This is a genomic window from Streptomyces sp. NPDC030995 (genome assembly GCF_055571215.1).
Genome location: NZ_JBVIFS010000001.1, coordinates 622,808 through 636,743 on the forward strand (window position 1 = coordinate 622,808; position 13,936 = coordinate 636,743).

Below are 13,936 nucleotides of genomic sequence, written 5' to 3' on the forward strand. Positions count from 1 at the left end.
CAAGGGAAGTGCAGGCAGGCATCCCTGAGGAGGGTGGCGTGAAGCGCAAGCTCATCGCGGCGGTTGGAGTCGCGGGCATGGTTATCGGCCTCGCGGCATGCGGTGATTCCGACAGCAAGGGGGGCGACAAGGCCTCCGGCGCCAAGGAGCTCACCGTCTGGCTGACGGTCGACGCCCAGAACAACTGGCCGGAGCTGGTGAAGGCGGCCGACGACGCGATCGTCGCGAAGCACCCGGGCCTCACGATCAAGCACGAGTACTACGGCTGGCCGGACAAGAACGCCAAGCTGGACGCCGTGCTGGCCACGGACAAGGCCCCGGACGTTGTCGAGATGGGCAACTCCGAGATGATCGGCTACATGTCGACCGGCGCCTTCTCCGACGTCGATCCGTCGAAGTTCGAGAACTCCGGCGCCTGGCTGGACGCCCTCAAGCAGTCCGTCACCTACGACGGCAAGACCTACGGCGTCCCCTACTACGCCGGTGGCCGTGTGGGCACCTGGCGCAAGGACATCGCCGCCGAGGTGGGCGTCACCGCCGCCCCGAAGACGTGGGCCGATTACACCGCCGCCCTGGACAAGATCCAGGCCGCCAAGGGCGACAAGTTCAGCGCGCTCTACCAGCCCTCCCCGGACTGGTACGCCGCGATGTCCTACGTCTACGACGCCGGCGGCGCCATAGCCAAGAAGGACGGCGACAAGTGGAAGGGCAGCCTGTCCTCCCCCGAGTCGCTGAAGGGGCTGAAGCAGTACAAGGAGCTCCTCGACAAGTACATGCACGCGGACAAGACCAAGGACGAGGCCGACCGCCCTGTCGTCTTCGGCCAGGGCAACTCCGCCGCGATCTTCGCCGCCGGCTGGGAGGGCGCCACCGCGGCCGCCCCGGAGAGCGACAAGGTCGGCGGGCTCAAGGACAAGCTCGAGAACTTCGTCCAGCCCGGCCCGAACGGCAAGAACCTGCCGGTCTTCCTCGGCGGTTCGGACCTGGCCATCCCGGCCAAGTCCAAGGCCAAGGACGTCGCGGCCGAGTGGATCAACGTCTTCACCGGCGCCCAGGGCCAGAAGGGCCTGATCGCCAAGGGCAACCTGCCCAACAACAAGACGGACCTCGGCCCGCTGAAGGCCGACCCGAAGACCCAGGTCGCCGCCACCGCGGCCGAGTCCTCCTGGTTCGTCCCGACCGCGTCCGGCTGGGGCCAGATCGAGAAGGCCAAGGTCCTCCAGACGATGCTCCGCGACATCGGCACCGGCAACAAGTCGGTCGAGGACGCGGCCAAGGCCGCCGACGCCGAGATCGACAAGGTCATCAACACCAAGTGACCTGTAGTCAGCAGGGCCCCGCCCCCCGCCCGGACAGGGCCTGGGCGGGGCCCTGCTGCCCGTCAAGAGAGGGACACCCGAGGAGCGCGCGATGAGTGCCGCACAGACAACCACCGCCGACCTGCCGCCGGCGAAGCAGAAGACTTCTCCCGGAGCGAAGACGGGGAAGACGGGGAAGACAGGCTCGCCGGGTCAGCCCGTCCGCAAGGGCCCGGGCGCCACTCCCTGGCTGCTGCTGGCCCCGTGCCTGCTCGTCATCATCCTCGTCATGGGGTACCCGCTCTTCAGACTGGTGTCCCTCTCCTTCCAGAAGTTCGGCAAGTCCGAACTCTGGGGATTCAAGGACGCCGAGTTCGTCGGCGTCGACAACTTCACAAAGATCCTCGGCGACGGCGTGTTCTGGTCCGTCGTCCTGCGCACCGTGATCTTCGCGGTCGGCGCGGTCATCCTGACCATGGTCATCGGCATGCTCGTCGCGCTGCTGCTGCAGAAGGTCTCCGGCTGGGTCAAGGCGCTCATCAGCATCGCCCTCGTCGCGAGCTGGGGCATGCCCATCATCGTCGCCACCGCCGTCTTCAAGTGGCTCTTCGACGCCGACTACGGCGTCCTCAACTACCTGATGAGCAAGCTCCCCGGCGTCGACATGATCGGCCACAACTGGTTCGCCAGCGGCCCCCAGGGCCTCGCGGTGATCATGCTCCTGGTGGTCTGGGGCGCGGTCCCCTTCGTCGTCATCACCCTCAGCGCGGGCCTGACACAGGTGCCCAAGGAGCTGGAGGAGGCCGCCCGCCTCGACGGCGCCGGCGCGTGGGGCGTGTTCCGCCACGTGACCCTCCCCATCCTCAAGCCGATCATCGTCATGCTGACGACCCTCTCGGTGATCTGGGACATGGGTGTCTTCCCCCAGGTCTTCGTGATGCGCAACGGCAACCCCGAGGCCGAGTTCCAGCTGCTCACCACCTACTCGTACCAGCAGGCCTTCGTGGTCAACGACTACTCGGGCGGCTCCGCCATCGCCCTGGTGACCGTCCTGCTGCTGCTCGGAGTGGTCGCCGTCTACATGCGTCAGATGCTCAAGATCGGAGAGGTGGAATGACCGTCACCACCACGTCGACCACATCCACCGCGGCCCCGCGCCCCGCACGCCTGAAGCAGCGGAAGAAGTCCAAGCTCGGCTGGAACCTCGTCGGACTGCTGGTCTTCGTCATCGCGGGCTTCCCGGTCTACTGGATGCTCAACACGGCCTTCAAGCCGGCCAAGGACGCGATCGACCCGAACCCGCACTTCTTCCCGACCACCTTCACGCTGGACAACTTCAAGCGCGCGCTGGAGATCTCCGACTTCTGGGGTCCCGTCGGCCGCAGCCTGATCGTCTCGCTCGTCGTGGTCACCATCGGCATCGTCGTCGGCATGCTGGCCGCCCTGGCCATCTCCCGGTTCGCCTTCCGCGGCCGCAAGATCGTGATCGTCGGCATCCTCGCCGTCCAGATGATCCCGCTGGTCGCGATGATCATCCCGGTCTTCCTGCTGCTGAACGACCTCGGCCAGTACGACAAGCTCACCGGCCTGATCATCACGTACCTGACCTTCATCCTCCCCTTCACGGTGTGGACGCTGCGCGGCTTCATCGTCAACATCCCGAAGGAGCTGGAGGAGGCGGCCATGGTCGACGGCTGCACGCCGACCGGCGCCTTCATGCGGGTGGTCTTCCCGCTGCTCGCCCCCGGCATGGTCGCCACCTCCGTCTACGGCTTCATCCAGGCGTGGAACGAGTACCTCTACGCGCTGATGCTCATGAGCCAGCAGAACCAGACGGCCACCGTGTGGCTCGGCAACTTCACCACCAAGAACGGCACCGAGTTCGCCCCGATGATGGCGGGCTCCACCATGATGGCGCTGCCCATCGTGGTCCTCTTCCTGATCGTCCAGCGCAAGATGGCCGCGGGCCTCACCGCCGGCGCCGTGAAGGGATGACGCCGTCATGACTGTCCTCGCGCACCGGGTCAGTGCGTCCGATTCGAACGACGCCGTCACCCGAGACGCCCTCGCGGTCCTCCAGCCCGGCTTCGAGGGCACCACCGCCCCCGCCTGGCTGCTGCGCCAGGTCGCCGAAGGGCTCACCGCCGTCGGCCTGTTCGGCCGCAACATCGCCTCGCCCGAGCAGCTCGCCGCGCTGACCGCGCAGCTGCGTACCGAGCGGGACGACGTCCTGGTCGCCATCGACGAGGAGGGCGGCGACGTCACCCGCCTGGAGGTACGGGGCGGCTCGTCCTTCCCCGGCAACCTCGCCCTCGGCGCCGTCGACGACACCGACCTCACCCGGGACGTGGCCCGCGAGCTGGGCCGACGCCTCGCCGAATGCGGGGTCAACCTCAACTGGGCCCCCTCCGCGGACGTCAACTCCAACCCGGACAACCCGGTGATCGGCGTACGGTCCTTCGGCGCCGACACCGGCCTCGCCGCCCGGCACACCGCCGCCTACGTCGAGGGCCTCCAGGCCGCCGGCGTCGCCGCCTGCACCAAGCACTTCCCGGGCCACGGCGACACCAACGTCGACTCGCACCACGCACTGCCGCGCATCGACGTGGACCTGGACACCCTCGCCGCGCGTGAACTCGTACCGTTCAAGGCCGCCATCGAGGCCGGCACCAAGGCCGTGATGAGCGCGCACATCCTGGTGCCCGCCCTCGACCCGACCCGCCCGGCCACGCTCAGCACGCAGATCCTGACCGGCCTGCTGCGCAAGGAGCTCGGCTACGAGGGCCTCATCGTCACCGACGGCATGGAGATGAACGCCATCGCCGGGACGTACGGCATCGAGCGCGGCTCCGTCCTGGCCATCGCGGCGGGCGCCGACGCCATCTGCGTCGGCGGCGGACTCGCCGACGAGGCCACCGTCCTGCGACTGCGCGACGCGCTGGTCGCGGCCGTACGCGAGGGCACGCTCCCCGAGGAGCGCCTCGCCGACGCCGCCGACCGGGTGCGCGCGCTGGCCGCGTGGACCCACCGGGCCCGGCCGGACGCGCAGCCGGAGGGGAGCCGCGCGTCCGGCATCGGGCTGACGGCCGCCCGCCGGGCGGTATGCGTCACCGGCGCGGCGAGCCCGCTCTCCGCGCCGTACGTGGCCACGCTGACGCCGGTCGCGAACATCGCGGTGGGGGACGAGACTCCGTGGGGCCTGGCGGGTGAACTGGCCGCGCTGGTCCCGGGCACGGAGGCGGGCGTCTACCCGGAGGGCGCCACGGCCGCGGACATCCTGGCGGCGGCGGGGGACCGTACGGTGGTCGCGGTGGTCCGCGACGAGCACCGGCATCCGTGGATGACCGAGCTCGTGGACGCCCTGACCTCGGCCCGGCCCGACACGGTGGTGGTCGAGATGGGCCTGCCCCGGGCGGAGCCGCGCGGAGCCCTGTACATCGCGACGCACGGCGCGTCCCGCGTATGCGGCCGCGCCGCGGCGGAGGTCATCGCGGGGGCGTAGCGCCACTGCTGGGGCTCCGCCCCAGACCCCGCGCCTCAAACGCCGGCGAGGCTGAAAGATAGCCCCGCCGGCGTTTGAGGCGCGGGTCCGGGCAGCGCCCGGGGAGCCCGCGCAGCGGCTTCGCACCCCGCACCCCGCACCCCGCACACACGAAGGCCGGGCCCCCTGACGGGAGCCCGGCCTTCACGCGGTACGGCTACAGCCCCTGCCAGGACGGCTTGTTGGCGTAGGTGTGCCGGAAGTAGTCCGCCAGCTTCAGCTTGGAGGCGGCGGCCTCGTCCACGACGACCGTCGCATGCCGGTGCAGCTGCAGCGCCGACGCCGGGACCAGCGCCGACAGCGGGCCCTCGACCGTCTGTGCGACGGCCTCGGCCTTGCCCTCGCCGGTGGCCAGGAGCACCAGGTGGCGGGCGTCGAGGATGGTGCCGATGCCCTGGGTGATGACGTGGTGCGGCACCTGGTCTATGTCGTTGTCGAAGAAGCGCGCGTTGTCCACGCGGGTCTGCTCCGTCAGCGTCTTGATGCGGGTGCGGGAGGCCAGCGAGGAGCAGGGCTCGTTGAAGCCGATGTGACCGTCCGTGCCGATCCCCAGCAGCTGGAGGTCGACGCCGCCGGCCTCCGCCAGGGCCCGGTCGTAGGCCTCGCACGCGCCGACGATGTCCTCGGCCGAGCCGTCGGGGCCCATGAAGGAGGCCTCCGACAGGCCGAGGGGCTCGACGACCTCGCGGAGCACGACGGCGCGGTAGGACTCGGGGTGCCCGGCCGGCAGGCCGACGTACTCGTCGAGCTGGCAGATGCGGGCCTTGGATACGTCGACCCGGCCGGCCGTGACCTTGGCGGCGAGGGCCTCGTAGATGGGCAGCGGGGTAGAGCCGGTCGCCACACCGAGCAGGGCGTCGGGCTTGCGGCGCACCAGGGCGGCCATGGCCTCCGCGATGAGCTCGCCGCCTGCCTTGGCGTCCGGGACGATGACAACTTCCACGCGGGGCCTGCCGATCTGGAGTGGTGGTGTGGTATAGACCAATCTAGCAGAGCCTGCCGCCCCCGGCAGGGGTCTCGCGGTCGGGAGAACCTTCAACCTTTTGGTTGCCCTGTCTACAACTCTATTGTCCTTTACGGTGGTTTGTGTAGGTAAATCATGGTATGTGCGATTGGAGTGGTAGTCATGGGCAGGCACACCCCCTACGCCTTCGAGACCTACAGGGCCGTCGCGGATTCCGGTCGCGCTGAGCTGCTGGCAGCGACCACTTCCCCGTTCTCGATCGAGGTGCGGTTCATCGGAGGGCTGACGCCCAACCAGAGGGACGTCTTCGCCGAGGCCGCCGAACGCTGGGCGCGGGTCATCGTGGGCGACCTGGAAACCGCGATCCTGCGCGACTTCAGTGGCGAAGTCGTCATCGACGACCTCTTGATCGATGCCGAGGGCGTGCCGATGGACGGCGTCTTCAACGTCCTCGGGGAAGCGGGTCCGACCCGCTTCCGGCGTGAGACGGCGGCCACCGGAGCGCGCCTCCCCGCCAAGGGCATCATGCGGTTCGACACGGCCGACCTGGGTCAGATGGAGGACGAGGGCACCCTGCTCGACGTCATCACGCACGAGATGGGCCATGTGCTGGGCATTGGGACCATCTGGAGCATCTTCGGTCTGCTGAAGGACTTCCCCGGCCCCAACCCCACCTTCGTCGGCGCCGGTGCCATGAAGGAGTTCGGCGCACTCATCGGGGCCGGGCAGCCCGTCCCCGTACCGGTCGCGAATGTCGGCGGCCCGGGAAGTGCGGGCGGTCACTGGCGGGAGCGGGTCTTCGGCAACGAGCTGATGTCGCCGAACATCGGGGGCGTCGGCAACCCGCTGAGCCGGCTGACGGTGGCGAGCCTGGGTGACCTCGGCTACGAGGTCGACCTCGAAGCCGCGGAGCCCTATGAACTCCCCGACCCCATCGCCATCGCGATGGCCGGCGACGAAGAGATCGTCTCGAGGGGCGTCATGCTCCCGACCGTCCCCAGTGGCATTCCCGCCGACCGGCCCTAGGCGGCGTCGCCCTAGATCAGCGCCAGCTGGAGGCCGCCCGTCGCGTCCAGGTGCTGGCCCGTGACCCAGCGGGAGTCCGCCGAGGCCAGGAAGGCCACCACGTCCGCGACCTCCTCCGCCGTGCCCACCCGGTGGAAGACGGACCGGGCGGCCAGGTGGGCCCGGGTCCCGGGGTCCCCGAGCAGGGCCGCGTTCAGGTCCGTCTCGGTGATGCCCGGGCCCACCGAGTTCACGGTGATCCCGCGCGGAGCCAGTTCCGCGGCCAGCGAGCGGGTCAGCGCGTTCGCCGCGCCCTTGGCCATGACCGTCGCCAGGATCGCGGGCAGGGCGATCTCCGGGGTGCCGGTCACGTTCACGATCCTGCCCCCGTCCCGTAGCCGCGCCAGGCCGTGCTTGATCACGAAGAACGGCGCCTTGGCGTTGAGGGCGTGCGCCCGGTCGTACGTCTCCTCGTCGGTCTCCGCGATGCCGGCGAAGACCGCCGCCCCCGCGTTGTTGACCAGGATGTCCACGCCCTCGGTGTGCGCGGGATGGGCCTCGTACGCCGCCCAGAGCGCCTGTGCGTCGCCGGGGACCCCGAGCTCGGCCCCGATGGCGAAGGCCCGCCCGCCGGCCGCCTCGATCGCGGCCACGGTCTCCTTCGCCGCCGCCTCGTTGCGTCCGTAGTGCACCGCGACCAGCGCACCGTCCCGCGCCAGCCGCTCCGCCACGGCTCGTCCGATGCCCCGGCTGCCGCCCGTGACCAGTGCCGTCTTCCCCTTGAGCACGCCCATGACGCGCCCCCCTTCGCAATCACTAGTGGTCGCTACAGAAAGGACCGTATCAGATTCCCTAGCGGCCGCTATAGAATCTGCGCATGGTGACCGGACAGCGCGGCAGACCCCGCTCCTTCGACCGTGACGCCGCCCTCGACAAGGCGATGACCGCCTTCTGGGAGCGCGGTTACGAGGCGACGTCCATCTCCGACCTGACCGCCTCGATCGGGATCAGCGCGCCCAGCCTCTACGCGGCCTTCGGGGACAAGCGCAAGCTCTTCGGCGAGGTCGTGGCGGTGTACGGCGGCCGGTACGGGGACTTCGCGAGCGTGGCCTTCGCCGAGGAGCCCACCGCCCGGGCAGCCTTGGACCGCATCCTGCGCGAGGCGGCCGAGATCTACACCGACCCGGCCCACCCGCCGGGCTGCCTGGTGATAAGCGCGGCCATCAACACCACCGCCGACGAGGTGGCGCAGGCACTGCGCGAACGGCGCAACGCGAACCTGGAGCTGTTCGAGAGCCGGATCCGGGCCGACGTGGCCACCGGCGTGCTGCCCGCGGACACGGACGCGCGGGCGCTGGCCCGGTATGCCGGAGCCGTGCTTCAGGGGATGTCCCAGCAGTCGCGCGACGGGGCGAGCCGGGAAGAGCTGGAGGCGGTGGCGGCACTGGCCCTGCGGGCCTGGCCGGCGGAGTAGTGCGACCGGCGGGCCGCGGCCCGGGCATCGCGCCCGGCTGATCCGCCCCGATGTTTCCGCCCCGATATTTCCTCTGGGCCACGGTGCAGGACGGGACCCTCAACCCGTCCGGCACCGTAGCCCGGAGTACTTACGGCCGACAGGTGTGCGGTTCCCGACGGCCGGTGGGAGGTGCCTGCGCGGTCAGGGCAGAGCGCGCGGCTTACCTCGATCCGTCCTCCTGTGCGGGGAGGGCGGAAGCTGTAACGCAATTGTGGACTAGACCATTCTGTTCTGTCCATCCAATGACAGGGCCTGGAAACCCGTCACTTCCTCCAACAGTACGCGGAACGCGCCCCTCCTGGATACTCCTGAGTACAGTCGTGGGGAAAGTCATGAGGTGTACCCGGGGTACGCTCGCCACGTGCCCTCCATGAACGACCTCGTACGCCAGCACACCGCTCTCGGTGAAACCGACCTGGAGTGGCTCCACCTGCTGGTCTCGGAGTGGCAGCTGCTCTCCGACCTGTCCTTCGCCGACCTCGTGCTGTGGGTCCCCACCCTCGACGGGACCCGGTACGTCTCCGTCGCGCAGATGCGTCCGAACACCGGTCCGACCTCGTACCAGGACGACATGGTCGGCCACCTGGTGCCGCGCGGCCGCCGTCCGCTGCTGGACGCCGCGCTCGACGAGGGCCGGATCGTGCGCGAGGGCGACCCGGAATGGCGCGAGGAAGTGCCGGTCCGCGTCGAGTCGATCCCCGTCCGCCGCGAGGGGCGGGTACTGGGCGTGATCGCCCGCAACACCAACCTGCTCACTGTGCGTACACCGAGCCGGCTGGAGCTGACCTACCTCCAGTCCGCCTCCGACCTGGCCCAGATGATCGCGGCGGGCTCCTTCCCGTTCCCCGGCCAGCAGGTCGACATGGACGCCTCCCCGCGCGTCGGGGACGGCCTGATCCGGCTCGACGCCGACGGCGTGGTCACGTACGCCTCTCCGAACGCGCTCTCCGCGTACCACCGGCTCGGCCTCGCCTCCGACCTGGTCGGGCAGCACCTGGGCAACACCACCGCCGAACTCGCCCCGTCCCGCGGCCCGGTGGACGAGGCGCTGGTCAAGCTCGCCAGCGGCTGGGCCCCCCGGGAGACGGAGGTCGATGGCAACGGCGGGGTGATCCAGCTGCGCGCCATCCCGCTGAAGCCCAAGGGGACGCGGATCGGCTCCCTGGTGCTCTGCCGCGACGTCACGGAACTGCGCCGTCGCGAACGTGAATTGATCACCAAGGACGCGACCATCCGGGAGATCCACCACCGGGTGAAGAACAACCTCCAGACCGTGGCCGCGCTGTTGCGGCTGCAGTCCCGCCGAATGGATTCGCCACAGGGCCGCGAGGCGCTCAACGAGGCCGTGCGCCGGGTCGGTTCGATCGCCATCGTGCATGAGACGCTGTCTCAGAACCTGGACGAGCGGGTCGAGTTCGACGAGATCGCCGACCGGGTGATCGCGATGGTCTCGGAGATCTCGCCGGGCAAGGTCGACTGCCGGCGCACCGGCCGTTTCGGGATCCTGGACGCGGAGGTCGCCACTCCGCTGTCGATGGTGCTGACCGAGATCCTGCAGAACGCCCTGGAACACGCCTTCACCCAGGGTGAGCGGGGCACCGTGGAGGTGGCCGCGACCCGCACCGGAACCGGCCGCACCGACGGCCGCCTGCTGATCACCGTGCTCGACGACGGCAGCGGTCTGCCCGAGGGGTTCGATCCTCAGCGGGCCGGCAATCTCGGGCTGCAGATCGTACGGACCCTCGTGGAGGGGGAGCTCGGCGGCACGTTCGACATGGTCCGGGCGGAGCCGCGCGGGACCAAGGTCGTCCTCGACATCCCGTCCAGCCCGCAGAAGTAGAAGGAGCGGCGACCCCGTCACCCAGTGTGACGAAGAGTCGCCCCGGACAGCACTGAGCCCCGGACCGAATGGTGATCGGTCCGGGGCTCAAGAGCACGTTGCTGAGCGCTTATACGGGTTCTACGCGCTGCGCGTCGAGGCTCGAAAGACGTTGTCAGGCGGTGGCGTTGCGCGCCCGGTTGCGAGCGGCGCGGCGCTTCATCGCGCGGCGCTCGTCCTCGCTGAGACCGCCCCAGACGCCGGAGTCCTGACCGGACTCGAGCGCCCACTGCAGGCACTGCTCCATGACGGGGCAGCGGCGGCAGACGGCCTTGGCTTCCTCGATCTGCAGCAGCGCAGGACCGGTGTTGCCGATGGGGAAGAACAGCTCGGGGTCTTCCTCACGACAAACGGCGTTGTGACGCCAGTCCATGGCTGCTACCTCTCTTGTGTGACATGCACGTTGCTTGTGAATGTGAACGCTTTCACGAATCCCCCCGCGAGGGAAGGGCCGACGCCCAGTCGCCTGGTGCGGTCCGAGGATTCGTGGAGGGGTTCTGGCGGTCTGTGTGGGTGCCGGTTCTGCGGGCTGTCCCGATCGCCATGAAGAGATTCGCAAACCTCGGACGGGGATACAACCCCTTCCGGAAAGTTTTTTTTGATTCGTCGGTGTCTACTAGGTCACAGCCCTACATCGTGAGGGTGGACCGGCGTGTAAACGTTCGAGTGAAAGGCCTTTTGGCCCTTCCACTCACACAATCACACGCAGTGCCCGGCGTACGCCTGTGAACCGAACGCTGGTCCGCAGTCCGAGGTGGTCACCGTCCATCTGGAACGGAAGCGGAACCTTGGAATGCAAGGTGAAGTCGGTCAGATCGTGTAGAGACACCGCGTGCTTGCCGTGCGGACCCCGCTCAGGAGTGGAGGTCAGGAGCTGTGTCGCGTACCGGGCGACGGCCGGAGTTGACAAACGGTCCAGCGCCAATACGTCAAGCGCGGTATCGAACGACGCCTCCGGCGAGGCATAAAGCGGACGATTGCCCAGATACGTCCACGGTGAGGTGTTGCACACTATCGACAGCACCAGATCCGTCACCGGATCCGCGCCCGGACGCTCCAGCGTGACCGTGCCGTGCCGGCGGTTCGGTTCCTCCCAGAACTGGCGCATGAGCTGTCGTACATACAGGGCGTGCGTCGAACGCTTGCCGCGTTCGCGCTGCTGTTCGACCCGGCCCACCACGCCCGCGTCGAAGCCGAAGCCCGCGCAGAAGGTGAACCAGCGCGCCGGGACCGACTCGTCCTCCGTGCCCGGGGTGCCGGCCGCCAGACCCAGGCCCACCGTCCGCTCGCGCTGCTCGCGCAGCGCGTCCAGCAGGGCGCCGGTCGCCTCGACCGCGTCGTTGGGCAGACCGAGCGCCCGCGCGAACACATTGGTGGAGCCGCCGGGGACCACCGCCAGCCGGGGCAGCCGCTCCGGATCGGGCCCGTCGTGCAGGAGCCCGTTGACCACTTCGTTGACCGTGCCGTCGCCGCCCAGGGCGACGACGAGATCCAGCCCCTCGTGCGCGGCCCTGCGCCCCAGGTCCCGTGCGTGCCCGCGGTACTCGGTGGTCACCGCCTCCAGCTTCATCTCGCTGGCCAGGGCATGGGTCAGGACGTCGCGCGTGCGCGCACTGGTGGTCGTCGCTGCTGGGTTGGCCACGAGAAGTGCACGCATGAGCGCCAGACTACCCACCCCTTCAAATGTCGACCCTACTGCCCGTCCCCTCCGGGGTCCGGGGCTGCGCCGCTACCCTGCTGGAGTGAGTAAGAAGCAGCCCGCGAAGGCCTCCACCCCCGCCGCATCCGCCGCCGCCCCGCCCGCCGCCGAGCGCGCCGCGCTGCCCGGCCGGCTGACCGGCGCCGCCGCGCTCACCGCCCTCGAAGGGCTGGCACTGGCCAGCCTCGGGATCTACATGCTCCTCGTGGGCATCGCGGGCGACCCCGACTCCCCGCAGCAGGCCGAGACCGGCGGGATCACCCTGCTCGCGCTCGCCGCGCTGCCGCTGATCGCGGCCCGCGGGCTGCGCCTGGGCCGCCGCTGGAGCCGCGGCCCGGCGCTGATCACCCAGCTGATGGCGCTGCCGGTGGCCTGGACCCTCTACAGCACGGGCGGCGCGATGATCGCCGCCGCCGTGGCCCTGGCCCTGGCCGCGGTGGCCGTCGTAGCGCTCCTGGTGAACCCGACGGCGACCGAGGCTCTCGGTATCGGGCCCGGCGAGCAGGCCCACTAGAGCCTGTCTTTCGGATCAGGCCGGATCAGAAAGACAGGCCCTTCACCGCTCCTACTCCTCCACCAGGAGCTTCTCGCGGAGCTGGGCCAGCGTGCGGGCCAGCAGGCGGGAGACGTGCATCTGGGAGATGCCGACCTCCTGCGCGATCTGCGACTGGGTCATGTTGCCGAAGAAGCGAAGCAGCAGGATCCGCTTCTCCCGCGGCGGCAGTCCCTCCAATAGCGGCTTGAGGGACTCGCGGTACTCGACGCCCTCCAGGGCCTCGTCCTCCGCGCCCAGGGTGTCCGCGACCGCCGGCGACTCGTCGTCGGTGTCCGGGACGTCCAGCGACAGCGTGCTGTAGGCATTGGCCGATTCCAGCCCCTCCAGCACCTCCTCCTCGGAGATCCCCAGCCGTTCGGCCAGTTCGTGCACCGTGGGGGAGCGGCCGTGCTGCTGGGACAGCTCCGCCGTGGCCGTCGTCAGCGAGAGCCGCAGCTCCTGCAGGCGCCGGGGCACCCGGACCGCCCAGCCCTTGTCACGGAAGTGGCGCTTGATCTCGCCGACCACCGTGGGCGTGGCGTAGGTGGAGAACTCGACCCCGCGGTCGGGGTCGAAGCGGTCCACCGATTTGATGAGGCCGATGGTCGCGACCTGGGTCAGGTCGTCCAGCGGCTCACCCCGATTGCGGAAGCGCCGCGCCAGGTGTTCGACCAGCGGCAGGTGCATCCGTACGAGCCGGTTGCGCAGCTCCGCCTTCTCCACCGACCCGTCGGGCAGCGCCCGCAGCTCGATGAACAGGGCCCGCGCACCACTGCGGTCGCGCGGATCCGGCAGCGCCGGTGTCACAGGGAACACCGGCACCGCAGGCACCGCCGGGGCCGGCGCCGCGGCCTCCGGTGGCTGTGGTTGGTCGTGCTGGTTCTCGCTCATAGGGCCCGCCCGTCGCTCCGCCGAGTCCAAAAAGCCGTCTTCCGCATCCGCGTCCGCCGGGTGCGGCCGGGCGTGCTGCTGCTCCGGGATGCCGCCGTCGACCTCGTGCCGTACCCGGGGCCGATCCCCGCCCCGCACCGGGATCTCCCCGCCGCTCACGCCGGGCCTGGTCCCGCGCCGCGCTGTTTGTAGAGGCTGATGCTCACTGTCTTGTTCTCCTCGACCGTGGCCTCGACCTTGCCGGCCAGCGCCGACAGGACCGTCCACGCGAACGTGTCACGCTCCGGCGCGCGCCCGTCCGTGGTCGGTGCCGAGACGGTCACCTCCAGCGAATCCTCGATCAGCCGGAAGACGCAGCTGAGGACGGAGCCCGGCACGGCCTGCTGGAGCAGGATCGCGCAGGCCTCGTCCACCGCGATGCGGAGGTCCTCGATCTCGTCGAGGGTGAAGTCCAAGCGTGCTGCGAGGCCGGCCGTAGCCGTCCGCAGCACCGACAGGTAGGCACCCGCAGCGGGCAGCCGGACTTCCACGAAGTCCTGAGTCCCGGGCTCGCCTGCGATCTGGGACACCCTCACCTCCAAGGTGGTACGAGCTCTGTTCGCCGGTGA

General features: G+C 69.8%; 14 protein-coding genes. 8 read left to right on the forward strand and 6 right to left on the reverse strand.

Features of this window, described 5'->3' with window-relative positions; all coding sequences use genetic code 11:
• Positions 1–38: 38 nt before the first annotated feature.
• The 4 genes from ACZ45T_RS03115 to ACZ45T_RS03130 all read left to right on the forward strand — a co-directional run bounded on the left by ACZ45T_RS03115 (position 39) and on the right by ACZ45T_RS03130 (position 4,800).
• The gene (locus tag ACZ45T_RS03115; protein ID WP_468436836.1) at positions 39–1,319 is read left to right on the forward strand and encodes an extracellular solute-binding protein; all 1,281 of its coding nucleotides are present in this window, start codon (positions 39–41) and stop codon (positions 1,317–1,319) included.
• 91 nt (positions 1,320–1,410) lie between these two features.
• Positions 1,411–2,415, forward strand: a complete 1,005-nt coding sequence (locus ACZ45T_RS03120; protein ID WP_468436838.1) for a carbohydrate ABC transporter permease — start codon at positions 1,411–1,413, stop codon at positions 2,413–2,415.
• A complete protein-coding gene (locus tag ACZ45T_RS03125) occupies positions 2,412–3,293 on the forward strand; it encodes a carbohydrate ABC transporter permease (protein WP_468436840.1) in 882 nt (293 codons plus the stop codon). Before ACZ45T_RS03120 ends, ACZ45T_RS03125 begins: the two co-directional genes overlap by 4 nt.
• A 7-nt stretch (positions 3,294–3,300) precedes the next feature.
• Positions 3,301–4,800, forward strand: a complete 1,500-nt coding sequence (locus tag ACZ45T_RS03130) for a glycoside hydrolase family 3 protein (RefSeq protein ID WP_468436842.1) — start codon at positions 3,301–3,303, stop codon at positions 4,798–4,800.
• 196 nt (positions 4,801–4,996) lie between these two features.
• Here ACZ45T_RS03130 and nagB read toward each other — a convergent pair whose 3' ends face one another.
• Complete coding sequence (nagB, locus tag ACZ45T_RS03135) at positions 4,997–5,782, reverse strand: glucosamine-6-phosphate deaminase (RefSeq protein WP_468436844.1); 786 nt, start codon at positions 5,780–5,782, stop codon at positions 4,997–4,999.
• A gap of 183 nt (positions 5,783–5,965) precedes the next feature.
• Between nagB and ACZ45T_RS03140 the strand changes: the two genes are divergently transcribed.
• Positions 5,966–6,829, forward strand: coding sequence for a leishmanolysin-related zinc metalloendopeptidase (locus ACZ45T_RS03140; protein ID WP_468436846.1), 864 nt, complete (start codon positions 5,966–5,968; stop codon positions 6,827–6,829).
• Between the two features lie 11 nt (positions 6,830–6,840).
• On the opposite strand, the gene ACZ45T_RS03145 is transcribed toward ACZ45T_RS03140, so the two are convergent.
• Positions 6,841–7,602 carry an SDR family oxidoreductase gene (locus ACZ45T_RS03145; protein ID WP_468436848.1) on the reverse strand — a complete coding sequence of 254 codons (762 nt, stop codon included), beginning with the start codon at positions 7,600–7,602 and terminating at the stop codon, positions 6,841–6,843.
• Between the two features lie 83 nt (positions 7,603–7,685).
• On the opposite strand from ACZ45T_RS03145, the gene ACZ45T_RS03150 reads away from it, so the two are divergent.
• Positions 7,686–8,282 carry a TetR/AcrR family transcriptional regulator gene (locus tag ACZ45T_RS03150; protein ID WP_468436850.1) on the forward strand — a complete coding sequence of 199 codons (597 nt, stop codon included), beginning with the start codon at positions 7,686–7,688 and terminating at the stop codon, positions 8,280–8,282.
• Positions 8,283–8,694: 412 nt separating this feature from the next.
• Positions 8,695–10,164 (forward strand): sensor histidine kinase, encoded by a 1,470-nt coding sequence (locus ACZ45T_RS03155; protein WP_468437025.1) that lies wholly within the window; start codon positions 8,695–8,697, stop codon positions 10,162–10,164.
• Positions 10,165–10,318: 154 nt separating this feature from the next.
• On the opposite strand, the gene ACZ45T_RS03160 is transcribed toward ACZ45T_RS03155, so the two are convergent.
• Both ACZ45T_RS03160 and ACZ45T_RS03165 read right to left on the reverse strand, forming a co-directional pair.
• Positions 10,319–10,576 (reverse strand): WhiB family transcriptional regulator, encoded by a 258-nt coding sequence (locus ACZ45T_RS03160; protein WP_004937597.1) that lies wholly within the window; start codon positions 10,574–10,576, stop codon positions 10,319–10,321.
• Between the two features lie 318 nt (positions 10,577–10,894).
• A complete protein-coding gene (locus ACZ45T_RS03165; protein WP_468436852.1) occupies positions 10,895–11,860 on the reverse strand; it encodes a diacylglycerol/lipid kinase family protein in 966 nt (321 codons plus the stop codon).
• Positions 11,861–11,945: 85 nt separating this feature from the next.
• Between ACZ45T_RS03165 and ACZ45T_RS03170 the strand changes: the two genes are divergently transcribed.
• On the forward strand, positions 11,946–12,416 hold the full coding sequence (locus ACZ45T_RS03170) for a hypothetical protein (RefSeq protein WP_468436854.1): 471 nt from the start codon (positions 11,946–11,948) through the stop codon (positions 12,414–12,416).
• 51 nt (positions 12,417–12,467) lie between these two features.
• On the opposite strand, the gene ACZ45T_RS03175 is transcribed toward ACZ45T_RS03170, so the two are convergent.
• Both ACZ45T_RS03175 and ACZ45T_RS03180 read right to left on the reverse strand, forming a co-directional pair.
• The gene (locus ACZ45T_RS03175) at positions 12,468–13,472 is read right to left on the reverse strand and encodes an RNA polymerase sigma factor SigF (protein ID WP_468437027.1); all 1,005 of its coding nucleotides are present in this window, start codon (positions 13,470–13,472) and stop codon (positions 12,468–12,470) included.
• An 11-nt stretch (positions 13,473–13,483) separates the two neighbouring features.
• Positions 13,484–13,897, reverse strand: coding sequence for an ATP-binding protein (locus tag ACZ45T_RS03180; RefSeq protein ID WP_360888176.1), 414 nt, complete (start codon positions 13,895–13,897; stop codon positions 13,484–13,486).
• Positions 13,898–13,936: the final 39 nt, after the last annotated feature.

Excerpts from the sequence above, each read along its gene's own strand:
- ACZ45T_RS03130 (WP_468436842.1), top strand. The coding sequence starts at position 3,301 with ATGACTGTCCTCGCGCACCGGGTCAGTGCGTCCGATTCGAACGACGCC.
- ACZ45T_RS03165 (WP_468436852.1), bottom strand. The coding sequence starts at position 11,860 with ATGCGTGCACTTCTCGTGGCCAACCCAGCAGCGACGACCACCAGTGCG.
- ACZ45T_RS03145 (WP_468436848.1), bottom strand. The coding sequence starts at position 7,602 with ATGGGCGTGCTCAAGGGGAAGACGGCACTGGTCACGGGCGGCAGCCGG.
- ACZ45T_RS03120 (WP_468436838.1), top strand. The coding sequence starts at position 1,411 with ATGAGTGCCGCACAGACAACCACCGCCGACCTGCCGCCGGCGAAGCAG.
- ACZ45T_RS03155 (WP_468437025.1), top strand. The coding sequence starts at position 8,695 with ATGAACGACCTCGTACGCCAGCACACCGCTCTCGGTGAAACCGACCTG.
- ACZ45T_RS03140 (WP_468436846.1), top strand. The coding sequence starts at position 5,966 with ATGGGCAGGCACACCCCCTACGCCTTCGAGACCTACAGGGCCGTCGCG.
- ACZ45T_RS03160 (WP_004937597.1), bottom strand. The coding sequence starts at position 10,576 with ATGGACTGGCGTCACAACGCCGTTTGTCGTGAGGAAGACCCCGAGCTG.
- ACZ45T_RS03150 (WP_468436850.1), top strand. The coding sequence starts at position 7,686 with ATGGTGACCGGACAGCGCGGCAGACCCCGCTCCTTCGACCGTGACGCC.
- ACZ45T_RS03125 (WP_468436840.1), top strand. The coding sequence starts at position 2,412 with ATGACCGTCACCACCACGTCGACCACATCCACCGCGGCCCCGCGCCCC.